9 protein-coding genes are annotated in these 12,991 nt (G+C 66.2%); 8 read left to right on the top strand and 1 reads right to left on the bottom strand.

The features are described 5' to 3' along the window. The first annotated feature begins 59 nt into the window (after positions 1-59). From HNP52_RS02120 to HNP52_RS02095, 6 genes are all read left to right on the top strand, one after another. The gene (locus HNP52_RS02120) at positions 60-1,439 is read left to right on the top strand and encodes a polysaccharide lyase 6 family protein (RefSeq protein WP_184161814.1); all 1,380 of its coding nucleotides are present in this window, start codon (positions 60-62) and stop codon (positions 1,437-1,439) included. Beyond that, entirely contained in the window at positions 1,439-3,634 is a 2,196-nt protein-coding gene (locus HNP52_RS02115; protein ID WP_184161811.1) for an alginate lyase family protein, read from the top strand. Before HNP52_RS02120 ends, HNP52_RS02115 begins: the two co-directional genes overlap by 1 nt. 4 nt (positions 3,635-3,638) lie before the next feature. Further along, positions 3,639-4,931 carry an MFS transporter gene (locus tag HNP52_RS02110; protein ID WP_184161808.1) on the top strand — a complete coding sequence of 431 codons (1,293 nt, stop codon included), beginning with the start codon at positions 3,639-3,641 and terminating at the stop codon, positions 4,929-4,931. Further along, positions 4,928-5,680 carry an SDR family NAD(P)-dependent oxidoreductase gene (locus tag HNP52_RS02105; protein WP_184161805.1) on the top strand — a complete coding sequence of 251 codons (753 nt, stop codon included), beginning with the start codon at positions 4,928-4,930 and terminating at the stop codon, positions 5,678-5,680. Before HNP52_RS02110 ends, HNP52_RS02105 begins: the two co-directional genes overlap by 4 nt. A gap of 37 nt (positions 5,681-5,717) precedes the next feature. Next, positions 5,718-6,596, top strand: a complete 879-nt coding sequence (locus HNP52_RS02100; RefSeq protein WP_184161802.1) for a rhamnogalacturonan acetylesterase — start codon at positions 5,718-5,720, stop codon at positions 6,594-6,596. An 82-nt stretch (positions 6,597-6,678) separates the two neighbouring features. Next, the gene (locus tag HNP52_RS02095) at positions 6,679-7,452 is read left to right on the top strand and encodes a TSUP family transporter (RefSeq protein WP_184161799.1); all 774 of its coding nucleotides are present in this window, start codon (positions 6,679-6,681) and stop codon (positions 7,450-7,452) included. A gap of 326 nt (positions 7,453-7,778) precedes the next feature. On the opposite strand, the gene HNP52_RS02090 is transcribed toward HNP52_RS02095, so the two are convergent. Next, on the bottom strand, positions 7,779-8,813 hold the full coding sequence (locus HNP52_RS02090) for a sugar kinase (protein ID WP_184161797.1): 1,035 nt from the start codon (positions 8,811-8,813) through the stop codon (positions 7,779-7,781). 129 nt (positions 8,814-8,942) lie between these two features. Between HNP52_RS02090 and HNP52_RS02085 the strand changes: the two genes are divergently transcribed. Continuing rightward, complete coding sequence (locus HNP52_RS02085; protein WP_184161793.1) at positions 8,943-11,843, top strand: TonB-dependent receptor; 2,901 nt, start codon at positions 8,943-8,945, stop codon at positions 11,841-11,843. A gap of 95 nt (positions 11,844-11,938) precedes the next feature. Then, on the top strand, positions 11,939-12,685 hold the full coding sequence (locus tag HNP52_RS02080) for a FadR/GntR family transcriptional regulator (protein WP_184161790.1): 747 nt from the start codon (positions 11,939-11,941) through the stop codon (positions 12,683-12,685). The last annotated feature ends 306 nt before the right edge of the window (positions 12,686-12,991 follow it).

The following is a 12,991-nucleotide window of genomic DNA, read 5'->3' as shown; positions in this document are numbered from 1 at the left end:
GTAATTCGCGCGACTGGTAGGTATCCGTATCGGCCAAAAGAGCCGGTGGGGAGGACTCGTTGCGACTCTGGGCGCTGTCGATGGGGATGCTTGCGGTGGCTGCCAGTCCGGCGGCTGCACGCGACACCCTGGTCCACAATCAGCAGGAATATGCAGCAGCTGCCAAGGCGCTGGCGCCGGGCGATCGGATCATCCTCGCCAATGGCGAATGGCGCGACTTCTCGGTCCGCTTCTCGGGCCAGGGCAGCGAGGCCAAGCCGATCACGCTTACCGCGGAGACGCCGGGCAAGGTTATCCTGACCGGTGCCTCGAGCCTGCGCATGGCGGGCAACTGGCTGGTCGTGTCGAACCTGGTGTTCAGGGACGGCCACGGCACCGGCGAGGACCTGATCGGTTTCCGCTTCAATACGAAGCGCTGGGCGGAGAATTCGCGGCTTACCGGGATCGTTGTCGACGGTTATGGCGCGCCCACCCAAGCCAAGACCGATCACTGGGTCTCGCTTTACGGGCGCAACAACCGGGTCGATCATTCGCACTTCACTGGCAAGGTGCATGGTGGGGCGATGCTCGTGGTTGTGCGTGCCGCCTATGGGCCGAGCGAGAACCGCCACCGCATCGACCATAATTACTTCGGCCCCCGCCCACCGCTTGGCGAGAATGGTGGCGAGACGATCCGCATCGGCACCAGCCAGGAATCGCAGAGCGACTCGTTCACGGTGGTCGAGGACAATTTCTTCGAGCGCTGCAACGGCGAGGTCGAGATCGTCTCGATCAAGTCGGGTGCGAACATCCTGCGCCGCAATGTCGTGGTCGAGAGCCAGGGTGCCTTCGTGATGCGCCACGGCCATGGCAACCGGATCGAGGACAATGTCTTCTTCGGCAATGGCGTGAAGCACACCGGTGGCATCCGCGTGATCAACCGCCGCCAGGTGGTGCGGAACAACTATCTCGAGGGCCTGGCCGGCGACGGATCGTACAGCGCGCTCTCGCTGATGAACGGCGTGCCCAACTCGCCGATCAACCGTTACGAGCAGGTCCAGGATGCACTGATCGAGCGGAACAGCCTGATCGATGCGGCGACGGTGACCCTGGGCAATGGTGCCGACGCGGAGCTGTCGCTGCCGCCGGTCTCGACGCGCTTCGTTGGCAATCTCTTCGTCAACCAGAAGCGCGGCGATCCCTTTATCGCCAAGGCGGACATCGCCGGGATCACATTCACCGGCAATGTCCTGTCCGTGCCGGGACCCGCTGCCTTGCCGATCCAGATCGACCGCCGCCAGGTGACGCTCAAGCGCGCCGCCAACGGCCTGCTCTATCCGAGCGATCCAGCGCTGGCCAAGCTCGGTGTCGATCGCACGCTCAAGCCCATCACGCGCGAGGAGACGGGTGTCTCCTGGTACGCCAAGCCTGCGGCCTCGCCGCTTCCGGGAAGCAATTGATGACTCGTTTCGCTTTTCTCCTCGCCGGTTCCGCCCTGTTCGTCACGCCTGCTCTGGCGCAGACCGCGCCTGGTACCCAGCCCACGCTGTTCCGCGCGTCGGAGATGGCGGCTACGGCCAAGGACGCCACGGCCTACCCGCTGTTCAACGCCGAGCTGAAGCGGGTCCGCCGCGAAGTCGACAAGGCGATCAAGGCGGGCGTGATCGTGCCCCAGCCCAAGGATCCGGGTGGCGGGTACACGCATGAGCAGCACAAGCGGAACTATACGGCGATCTATGGCGCCGGGCTGTTGTTCCGCATCACCGGCGAGCAGCGCTATGCCGATTTCGCCAAGGCCGAATTGCTGGAGTACGCCAAGCTCTATCCGACGCTCGGCAACCATCCGGCGGCGAGCGACCAGCGGCCGGGCCGGCTGTTCTGGCAGAGCCTCAACGACGCCGTCTGGGCGGTCTATGCGGTGCAGGGCTATGACGCGATCCGCGACAGCCTGAGCGCTGCAGATCGCGCGACGATCGACGACAAGGTCTTCCGCCCGATGGCGACCTTCCTGTCGGCGGGGCAGGCGGAAGAGTTCGATCAAATCCACAACCACGCGACCTGGGCCTGCGCCGCGGTGGGCATGATCGGCTATACGCTGCGCGACAAGGACTTTGTCGAGGTCGCGCTGAAGGGCCTGCACCGCGACGGCAAGTTCGGCTTCCTGGCGCAGATCGACCAGCTCTTCTCGCCCGACGGCTATTATGTCGAAGGGCCTTATTACCAGCGCTACGCGATGCTGCCCTTCGTGCTGTTCGCGCGCTTCATCGAAGCGAACCAGCCCGAGCAGAAGATCTTCGAGCATCGCGGCGGGGTGCTCTTGAAGGCGATCCGGACCTCGATCCAGACGACGTACGACGGCTTCTTCTTCCCGTTCAACGACGCGATGCCGGACAAGAGCCTGAAGACCGACGAGCTCTATCAGTCGGTGGCGATCGGCTATGAAGTGACCAAGGATCCGGCGCTGCTGTCGATCGCGCAGTGGCAGGGCCGCACCGTGCTGACGCCCGACGGGCTGATGGTCGCGCGCGATCTCGCGGCGGGCAAGGCCAAGCCTTTCCCCTTCGCATCGCAGTTCCTGAGCGACGGGCCCAAGGGCGACATGGGCGGGCTCGCCATCATGCGCTCGGGGCCGAGCGACACGGACCAGGTGCTCGTCGCCAAGAACGCGGCGATGGGCATGGGCCATGGCCATTTCGACAAGCTGAACTGGATCCTCTACGACAACGGCCATGCCATCGTGACCGATTACGGCGCGGCGCGCTTCCTCAATGTCGAGAGCAAGGACGGCGGGCGCTACCTCAAGGAAAACGAGAGCTGGGCGAAGCAGACCGTCGCCCACAACACGCTGGTGGTGAACGAGACCAGCAATTTCGGCGGCAAGTGGAAGGTGGGTGACAAGCTCGCGCCCAAGCAGCTCTTCTGGGCGAGCACCCCGCAGGCGACGGTCAGCACCGCCGAGATGGTCGGCGCCTATCCGGGCGTTCGCTATCGTCGCACGCTGATCCAGCTGCCGGTCGACGGCATCGAGAGCCCGATGATCGTCGACCTGCTCGACGTGACCGGCGACAAGCCCGCCACCTATGACCTGCCGCTGCATTATGCCGGGCAGATCACCGCGATCGGCTTCCCGCTCCAGTCGAACACCGCCGAGCGGCCGGTGCTCGGCAAGGCTGCGGGCTATCAGCACATCTGGGTCGATGCGACCGGCACGCCTACAGCGGACAATGGCGCGATCACCTGGATTAACGACAACCGCTTCTACACCTACCGGATGATCGCGCCGGCTGGCGCCAGCGTGATCCTGGGCGAGAGCGGGGCGAACGATCCGCGCTTCAACCTGCGCCGCGAGCCGCTGCTGATCGAGCGCGTGACCGGGGCGACCAACGCCCAGTTCGTCAACTTGCTCGAGCCGCATGGCAATTATGACGCGGGTGAGGAGAAGACCACGGCGAGCAACAGCCGGGTGAAGGGCTTCGCTCATGTCCGCACGAACGACGCGGACGTGGTGACGATCAAGCTTGCCGATGGCCGCAGCATCACGCTCGCCATCGCTTTCTCGGCCGATGCCAATGCCGCGCATTCGGCGACGGTCGACGGCAGGAAGCTCGACTGGAAGGACCATTTCGCGCGCTTCGATGCGGCGAAGGGAAACTGAGCCGATGACCGGGGTCAAAGGGCTTCGCTGGCTCGTGATCGGCCTGATCGGGCTGGTCACCGTCATCAACTATATCGACCGCAACGCACTGGCGGTGATGTGGCCGGCGGTGTCGAAGGACATCGGCGCGGACAAGGCGGATTACGCGCTGCTCGTGACCATGTTCATGGTCGCCTATGCGTTCGGCCAGTCGCTGTTCGGCAAGCTGCTCGACCGGATCGGCACGCGCATCGGCTTCGTCATCGCGATCGCGGTGTGGTCGCTGTCGATTGGCGCGCATGCGCTGGTGCGCTCGCTCGCTGCCCTGCTCTGCCTGCGCGTCACGCTCGGCGTGTCGGAGGCCGGCAACTGGCCGGGCGCGGTCAAGGCCAATGCATTGTGGTTCCCGCCGCAGGAGCGCGCCTTTGCCCAGGGCATCTTCAACGCCGGTGCCGCGATCGGTGCGATCATCGCCGCACCTGCCGTGGCGGCGCTTTATGGTTCGTTCGGCTGGCGGGCGACCTTCGTGCTGGTCGGCGTGCTCGGCTTTGTCTGGCTGATCCCGTGGCTGTTCGTCTACCGCGCCGATCCCGATCGCCATCCCTGGCTGAGTGACGAGGAGCGCGCCCATATCAATGCGCGCCCCGCCACTGCCGATGCGCCCGCGGCGGAGGCGCACGCGCCCGGCATGCTCGAGCTGCTGCGCTACCGCCAGAGCTGGGCGATCCTGCTCAGCCGCTTCTTCCTCGATCCGGTCTGGTGGTTGTTCGTCTCCTGGCTGCCGATCTACCTGGCCGAGACCTTCGGCTTCGACGTGAAGCAGATCGGCATGTTCGGCTGGGTGCCGTTCGTCGGCGCGATGCTCGGCAGCCTGGGCGGCGGCTGGTTCTCCGGCGTGCTGATCGCCCGGGGCTGGAACGCGCTGGCGGCGCGCAAGCTCGCCATCGCCATCGGTTGCGTGATCATGCTGCCCGCGCTGCTGCTCACGGCCCAGGCATCGACCCCGCTCAGCGCCGTGCTGCTGATCGCGGTGATCCTGTTCGGCTTCCAGGTGGCGATCAACAACATCCAGACCATGCCCGGCGACTATTTCGCCGGCGGCGCGGTGGGCTCGCTCGCCGGCATCAGCGGCACCGCTGCGGTGGCCGGCACCCTCATCACCACCTGGCTCGTGCCGGTGATGACCACCCAGGGCTATGCGCCGATCTTCGCGCTGGCCGCGGCGATCGTCCCGCTCGCGCTCCTCTCCATCCTGCTCCTCGGCCGCGGGCTTCCGCGCGCCGCGGGCACTACCTCCCCAGAACGGAATCCAGCATGAAATTGAAGGACAAGGTCGCCATCGTAACCGGCGGCGGGCGTGACATCGGCAAGTCGGTCTCGCTGCAGCTCGCAGCGCAGGGCGCCAAGGTCGCGGTCAACTATCGCAGCGACGCCGAGGCTGCCAAGGCGACCGTCGCCGAGATCGAGGCCGCGGGGGGCACCGCGATCCTGGTCCAGGCCGATGTGACCAAGCCGGCCGAAGTGGCCAAGCTGGTCGAGGAGACCACCGCCGCGTTCGGCGAGCGCGTCGACGTGCTGGTCAACGTCGCCGGCGGCATGGTCGCCCGCAAGACGCTGGCGGACATGGACGAGGCGTTCTTCGACCATGTCATGGAGCTCAACCTCAAGTCCGCCTTCCTCGTCACCAAGGCGGTGCTGCCGCATCTGGGCGAGGGCAGCGCGATCGTGAACCTGTCGTCGCTCGCCGGCCGCGACGGCGGCGGGCCGGGCGCGTCGATCTACGCCACCGCCAAGGGCGCGCTGATGACCTTCACCCGCGGCCTCGCCAAGGAACTGGGGCCGCAGGGCATCCGGGTCAACGCGCTGTGCCCGGGCCTGATCGGCACCAGCTTCCACGATACCTTCTCCAAGCCTGAGGGCCGCAAGGCGGTGGCCGGCAACACGCCGCTGCGCCGCGAGGGCCATCCGGACGAAGTGGCGTCGGCGGTGGTCTTCCTCGCCTCGAACGACTCGTCGTTCCTTACGGGCGTCAACATGGACATCAACGGCGGCCTCGCCTTCTCCTGACCGAGGGACAGAAGGCCGCAACTGGGAGGGATTACACATGCTGAAAATGGCGATCACGCTGGCAGCGTTGCTGGCGGTTCCGGGGGCGGCCTTCGCCCAGACTTCGGAGGCCCAGCCTCCGCTCGAGAAGCGCGAGAAGCGGACCGATGCGCCGCCGATCTCCGCCTACAAGATCATCCTGGTCGGCGATTCGACCATGGCGCCGGGCAGCGGCTGGGCATCGGCCTTCTGCGCCTATCATGTGAAGTCGAACATCGCCTGCCTCAACATGGGCCGGGGCGGGCGCTCGACCCGCAGCTACCAGGCCGAGGGCTCGTGGAAGATCGCGCTCGGCGAGGCCGCGGCGCCCGGCTATGCCAAGAAATACGTCCTGATCCAGTTCGGCCATAACGACCAGTCGACCAAGGCCGAGCGCTGGACCGACCTCAACACCGATTTCCAGTCGAACCTGCGCCAGATGGTGACCGACGTCCGCGCCGCCGGCGCCGTGCCGGTGCTGGTAACCCCGCTGTCGCGCCGCGAATTCCGGGGCGGCAAGCTCAACAACACGCTCGCCGCCTGGGCCGATGCGGTGCGCAAGATCGGCGTCGAGATGAAAGCGCCGGTGATCGAGCTGAACCGCGACAGCGCCAGGGCGGTCGAGCAGCTCGGTGCGGTCGAATCGATGAAGCTGGCGATGGCCGAGCCGCTTCCCGAGGAAGTCGCGGCGGGCAAGGCCGGCACCACGCTGCGCCCGCGCCCGGCCCCGGAATCGCCGCCGGCGTCGACCCTGCCCAGGACCGGCCCGCGCGGCCGGATCGTCGAGAAGTTCGACTACACCCATGTCGGCGAAGCCGGCGCCAAGGCCTTCGCCAAGATCGTTGCGTACGATCTTGCGATCGCCGTGCCCGAATTGAGCAGCCAGCTGCTCCCCTGAGCTCCGTCCCTGGAGGCGCGGCATCGACTCCCTCGGGTCGCGCCTCCTTTTTTATTCCGCTGCATCGCCTTAACGGGGCCGCATGCACCTTACCCCCGACATCCTCGCCTTCCTCGTCACCATGGCGCTGCTCGCCGGGACCGTCGATGCGATGGCGGGCGGCGGCGGGCTGATCACCTTGCCCGCGCTGATGGCGATGGGCGTGCCGCCGGTCTCGGCGATCGCCACCAACAAGCTGGCGAGCGCCTGCGGCACCGGCTCCGCGCTGTTCACCTATGCCCGGGCCGGGCATGTCGACTTCCGGCGCTTCGCGCTGCCCGCGGCGGGTGCCTTTGTCGGCGCCGCGGCAGGGGCGGTGACGCTGCAGCTGATCGACTCGCACTTCCTTGCCGCCTTCGTGCCCGTGCTGCTGATCCTGATGGGCCTGTATTTCCTGCTCGCGCCGAAGATGAGCGAGGCGGACCGGCATGCCCGGGTGGGGACAAAGGGGCTGACGCTGATCGTGACCGGCATCGGCTTCTATGACGGCTTTTTCGGGCCGGGCACGGGCTCGTTCCTGACCACCGCGCTGGTCGCGCTTGCCGGTCTCGGGCTGGTGCGGGCGATCGGCAACACCAAGTTCCTCAACCTTTCGACCAACCTGGCCGGGTTGCTGGCGATGATCGCCGGCGGCAAGCTGCTCTGGGGGCTGGGCATCGCGATGGCGCTGGCGAACATGGCGGGCAACCAGATCGGCGCGCGGCTGGCGATCCGGTTCGGGGGCAAGGGCGTGCGGCCGTTGCTGGTGCTGCTCTCGGCGGCGCTGACGGTGAAGCTGCTGGCCGATCCGGCGAACCCGATCTGGGGCTGGTTCTAGCGTTCCAACACCGCTGCGGCGGCGACTCGCGAAAGTACACGAAGTACAGGCCAAGAGCGGGTTTTTGCCGGGCCGAAATTGACATAGTTCCCGGTAACGCTCCCCATCTCGCAACATTGTTGCGGGCGCGTGATCCTATTTTTCCTGCGGATTGAAAGAGCGGCCGGGTGGTGGCCCGGCCGGGGGAGTCAAGCAGGGGGAATCCTACATTGCAAGGGGCCCGTCGTTCCCCGGCGAAAGCCGGGGCCCAGGGTTTATCTGCCGTGTCGCTTGTGACTCTGGGCCCCGGCTTTCGCCGGGGAACGGATTGGATTTGGGGGCGGCCCTCAGCGCTTCACGTCGGCGCCTTCGCCGGAGAAGCTTTCCACATCCGCGCGCGGGAACAGCGCCATGTCGCCGGGCACGCTGTGCTTGAGGCAGGCCAGGGCCAGGCCGAGTTCGGCGACGCGCGGGATCGAGGCACCTTCGAGCAGGCCGTGCAGCACGCCGGCGGCAAAGGCGTCGCCGCCGCCGATCCGGTCGATGATGCCGGGCATCGCGACTTCGGCGGTCTGGAAGCCGGCCTCTGGCGTGTCGATGCGCGCGGCGAGGCGATGGCAGTCGCTGGTCTCGACATGGCGGGCAGTGGAGGCGATCCACTTCAGGTTGGGGAACGCTTCGAACCCGGCCAGCGCGGCCTCGCGCCGTCGCGCTTCGCCATCACCCGAGAAGGGATGGTCGAGCAGCAGCGCCATGTCGCGGTGATTGGCGAAGAATAGGTCGGCCTGACGGACCAGACCGGTGAGGATCGCGCGCGGATCGCTGTCCCAGCTCTCCCACAGGTTCGCGCGGTAATTGCCGTCGAACGACACGCGCAACCCGGCGGCGCGGGCAGAAGCCATCGCCGCGCCGGTGGCGGCGGCTAGATCGGGGCCGAGCGCCGGGGTGATGCCCGAGACGTGCAGCCATTCGGCGCCTTCGAATGCCGCGGACCAGTCGAACGCGGACCAGTCGTGCGCGGCAAAGGCGCTGCCGGCGCGGTCGTAGAGGATCTCCGAGGCGCGCAGCGACCCGCCCGGGCTGAGGAAATACAGGCCCTGGCGGCCTGGCGCGCGGAAGCTCCGGGTGAGGTCCACGCCAGCGGCGGCGAGTGCGCGCCAGGCGCCGTCGCCAAGCCCACCCCGCGGGATCGCCGAGACCATCGCGGTGCGGTGCCCGAGCGCCGCGAGCGCGGCGGCGACATTGGCCTCCGCCCCGCCGATATGCAGGTCCAGGCTCTGCGCCTGGGGCAGCTGTACCCGACGTTGGGTCGCGAGCCGCGTCAGCACTTCGCCAAAGCCGATGAGGCGCACTGGTCCGCTGCTGGTTAGTCCGGTTGTCATCCAATCCTCCCCTATGGCTTTGCTGCATTGCACTAAGCGGATTGGATAATTGGTATCAAGATATCATTGACAGTCTTCGGACCTGTGGTACCTAGAATTGGTATAAAAAGAAGATTGGGGAGGATTCGAATGGCTTTGGGCACCATCCGTGCGCGCATGCGCGCTCGCTCGGCCCTGCTGACCGGCGTGTCGATCGCCGCGGCGCTGACGGCGGCGCCTGCCTGGGCGCAGGACACGCAGCCGGCACCCGCCGGCAAGGCTCCGGCCGAAGCGGCCGCGCCGGAAGTGGCGCAGGAAACGCAGCAGGAAGACCAGATCATCGTCACCGCGATCCGCGAGACGATCCAGAGCTCGATCCAGTCCAAGCGCGATTCCGATGCGATCGTCGACTCGGTCTCCTCCAAGGAGATCGGCGAGCTGCCCGGCCAGTCGGTCGGCGAAGTGATCGCGACGATCACCGGCGCCTCGATCGACCGCGCCAATTACGGCCCCACCGAAGTCTCGATCCGCGGCCTGGGCTCGGGCCTGAGCATGACCACGCTCAACAAGCGCGAGGCGACCAACGGCTCGGGCGACCGCGCGGTGAATTTCGGCCAGTTCCCCTCCGAGCTGTTCAACGCGATCAAGATCTACAAGACGCAGCAGGCCGACCTGATCGAAGGCGGCGTGGCCGGCCTGATCGAGCTCGAGACGCGCAAGCCGCTCGACTATAAGCGCCGCAACATCCAGGCCGAGATCAAGGGCAACTACAATCCCTATCAGGACCGGATCAGCGGCAAGAGCCCCTACGGCTACCGCGCGACGATCAGCTATATCGACCAGTTCAACGCGGGCGACCTGGGCAAGATCGGTATCTCGATCGGTTACCAGCGCAACGACGTGAGCGATCCGGTCGAGCGCTTCTATACCAGCTCGACCTGGTTCACCTGCAACGCGGCGGTGGTCTCGACCACCAACTGCACCGAAGTGACCCGCCAGCAGGGCAATTCAGGCACGCCCTATTACCACGCGTCCAACTCGTATCTCTATCGCCAGATGACCACCTCGGACCTGCGCAACGCGGTGTTCGGTGCGGTCCAGTGGCAGCCGAGCCCGACGATCGACGTCAATCTCGACCTGCAATATTCGCGGCGCCAGTACAGCGAGGCGCGCAACGACTTCGGCACGGCGGAAGGCCGCTACAACCTGCGCAACGTCGTGATCGGCGACAACCACCAGATGCTGTCGGCCGACGGGTCGGCGACGCTGCAGGTGTTGTCGGGCCTGTTCCAGCGCGACGAGAAATATCTGGGCTTTGGCGGCAATATCGAATGGAAGCCGACCGATCGGCTGACGGTGAGCGCCGACTATGGCTATTCGCACACCAAGCGGCTCGACATCACGCGCACGGTGCGGCTGCGCACCGATCCGCTCGACATCTACGGCGTGCGCACCGCGATCAACAACCAGCGCATCCCCTATCATGTCGACTTCACGCAGAGCTTCCTGCCGGTCTTCACCTATGATGCGCGCTTCAACCCGGCCGACTACACCGCGTTCAGCGACGATACGCAGCTGACCCGCTCGCAGGATGGGCGCGACGACGAGATCCATTCGGCGCGGCTGGATGCGAGCTACAAGCTCGACGGCTTCATCGAGCGGATCGACATCGGCGGGCGCTGGGCCAAGCGGGGCTTCTTCGGCTACAGCAACGACCTGATCATCCAGCAGGCGGACCTGGCGGTGGACCGCGCGGTCAACCTGGCCTGCCGCACGCCTTTCCCCGAGCGCAATTTCCTGGGCGACGCGCCGAGCCCGAGCATCGGCAGCTATGCGACCTTCGACGCGCTCTGCCAGTTCCGCAACTATCTGGGCAAGGAAGACCCCGGCAACACTGGCGACCTGCGCTCGGTCGACAATTCGGACGTCACCGAGGAGACCTGGGCCGGCTATGCGATGGCGACCTATTCGGGCCATATCGGCGGGCTGGCGGTGCGCGGCAATTTCGGCGTGCGCGGCGTGCATACCCAGGTGACGGCGGAGGGCCTGCGCTCGGGCCTCGACGTGATCAACAACAATGACGGCAGCATCTCGCTGCGCGCCAACGGCACCTTCACGCCGACCCGGGTCACTTCCGGTTCGATGCGCTGGCTGCCGAGCGTCAACGCGATCTTCGACCTGAGCCCCAAGTCGCGCATCCGCACCGGCATCTACCGGGCGATGTCGCGTCCCGCGCCGAGCGCGCTGGGCGCCGGCCGCAACATCACGCTGGAAGTGGGCAACGGCTTCACGTCGGTGACCGATGCGATCAACTCGATCATCGCCACCGGCAGCCCGCGGCTGAAGCCGGTGATGTCGTGGAACGCCGACCTCGCGTATGAATACTATGCCAACAAGGACACGCTGTTCGCCGCGACCGCCTATTACAAGCGCTTCACCGGCGGGAAGATCCCGATCACGACCGACGAGAATTTCACGATCGGCGGCCAGGATTATGCGGTGCCGGTCACCCAGACGACCAACAGCAAGGACAAGTCCGACCTGTACGGTGTCGAGTTCACCGCGTCGAACCGGTTCAGCTGGCTGCCGCATCCGCTCGACGGGCTGGGCGTCAAGCTGAGCTACAATTACGCCTGGTCGAACTACAAGACGCAGGACATCCGCTACGGCGACATCATCGACAGCGCGACCGGCGACGTGATCCCCGGACTGATCCCGGCGGCAGGCCTGAGCGGCTATTCGAAGCATGTCTTCTCGGCCCAGGCCTTCTACGAGATCGGGCCGATCTCGCTGCAGGGCATCTATCGCTATCGCTCGCGCTATTATCAGTCGTTCACCAGCGACAACACCCAGCTGCGCTATGTCGAGGGTAACAACACCTTCGACGTGAACATGAGCTACAAGATCAACAAGCAGGCGGACATCCGCTTCCAGGCGCTGAACATCTTCAACGAGCCGCGCGTCGAGTATATGCCGGTCGTCGGCAGCACCCGGAACGTGGAATATTACGGCCCGCAATATTTCCTGAGCTTCCGCGTTCGTCTCCGTTAAGGCGGACCGGAAGCAGGCTGCGGACCAATTGCCTATTCCAAAATCCCGCAGCCTGGGGCATTGCTGATCGTCAGACCAAGCTACCCGAGGACCCAATGGCCGAACGCCGTCTCTTCCAGGATATCGCCGAACGCATCGCGGCGATGATCGCGGAGGGCACTTTCCCTCCCGGCTCGCGGCTGCCCGGCGAGCGCGAGATGGCGGAGCGGCTGGGGGTGAGCCGGGTGACGATCCGCGAGGCGGAGATCGCGCTCCAGGCCCAGGGGCTGGTGCGGATCAAGACCGGTTCGGGCGTCTATGTCTGCGATCGCAACGAGCCGAGCGTCGGCCAGCTGCCGGTGGTGAGCGCGTTCGAGCTGACCGAGGCGCGCTCGCTGTTCGAGTCCGAGGCGGCAGCGCTCGCCGCGCCGGTGATCAGCGACGAGCAGCTCCAGGTGCTTGAATCGCTGGTGGCCGCGATGGACGAAGCCGAGGAGGGCAGCGCCGCCGCCACCGAGGCGGACCGCGCCTTCCACCTCGCCATTGCCGGCGCTTCGGGCAACCAGGCGATCATGTTCGTGATCACCACCCTGTGGCGGATGCGCACCGAGATCCCGGAGATCTGCGCGCTCCACGCCTCGGTGTGCAGCAAGGACGAGGACAGCCGGCATGACGAGCATGCCGCGGTGCTCGAGGCGCTGAAGAACCGCGATTCGGTCGCGGCGCGCAGCGCGATGCGCAAGCATTTCAGCCGGCTGCTCGAGGCGATGCTCAAGGCATCGGAAGAGCGCGAGATCATGGAATTGCGCCGCAAGGCCGAGGCCAGCCGCAACCGCTTCCTGATCAGCGCCCAGCTGAGCTGAGCGACCGGACTCCTTTCGATACCGCGACTCCAGCGCGCGCCCGGTTCCTGCCGTGGCGCGCGTTTTCGCATGCAAGCCGGTCGCATTGGTCTGTTTACTGGTATACGAACCAATATGCCAAATCTGGACTAACCATTCTATTGACTCCGGATTGAAGGTCTGGCCTTATCCCTGAGGACAAAAGCGGCACCCGCATGCACGGGCAAGCCGGACGCTGCCAGGGAGAGATGCCGGATGCGGATGCGAAGATAAGCGCACGCAACGAGGGGCCACAGGGTCGCGGCGGTCGTCGCGCATAGCCCCAGC

It is taken from the genome of Sphingomonas kyeonggiensis (genome assembly GCF_014204495.1).
Taxonomy (GTDB): domain Bacteria; phylum Pseudomonadota; class Alphaproteobacteria; order Sphingomonadales; family Sphingomonadaceae; genus Sphingomonas; species Sphingomonas kyeonggiensis_A.
The sequence above is the reverse complement of the archived record's forward strand: the minus strand, read 5'-3'. Positions and strand labels throughout refer to the sequence as shown.

Bases quoted from the DNA above. Each gene is read 5' to 3' on its own strand.
- HNP52_RS02115 (WP_184161811.1), top strand. From the start codon at position 1,439: ATGACTCGTTTCGCTTTTCTCCTCGCCGGTTCCGCCCTGTTCGTCACG.
- HNP52_RS02110 (WP_184161808.1), top strand. From the start codon at position 3,639: ATGACCGGGGTCAAAGGGCTTCGCTGGCTCGTGATCGGCCTGATCGGG.
- HNP52_RS02105 (WP_184161805.1), top strand. From the start codon at position 4,928: ATGAAATTGAAGGACAAGGTCGCCATCGTAACCGGCGGCGGGCGTGAC.
- HNP52_RS02100 (WP_184161802.1), top strand. From the start codon at position 5,718: ATGCTGAAAATGGCGATCACGCTGGCAGCGTTGCTGGCGGTTCCGGGG.
- HNP52_RS02095 (WP_184161799.1), top strand. From the start codon at position 6,679: ATGCACCTTACCCCCGACATCCTCGCCTTCCTCGTCACCATGGCGCTG.
- HNP52_RS02090 (WP_184161797.1), bottom strand. From the start codon at position 8,813: ATGACAACCGGACTAACCAGCAGCGGACCAGTGCGCCTCATCGGCTTT.
- HNP52_RS02085 (WP_184161793.1), top strand. From the start codon at position 8,943: ATGGCTTTGGGCACCATCCGTGCGCGCATGCGCGCTCGCTCGGCCCTG.
- HNP52_RS02080 (WP_184161790.1), top strand. From the start codon at position 11,939: ATGGCCGAACGCCGTCTCTTCCAGGATATCGCCGAACGCATCGCGGCG.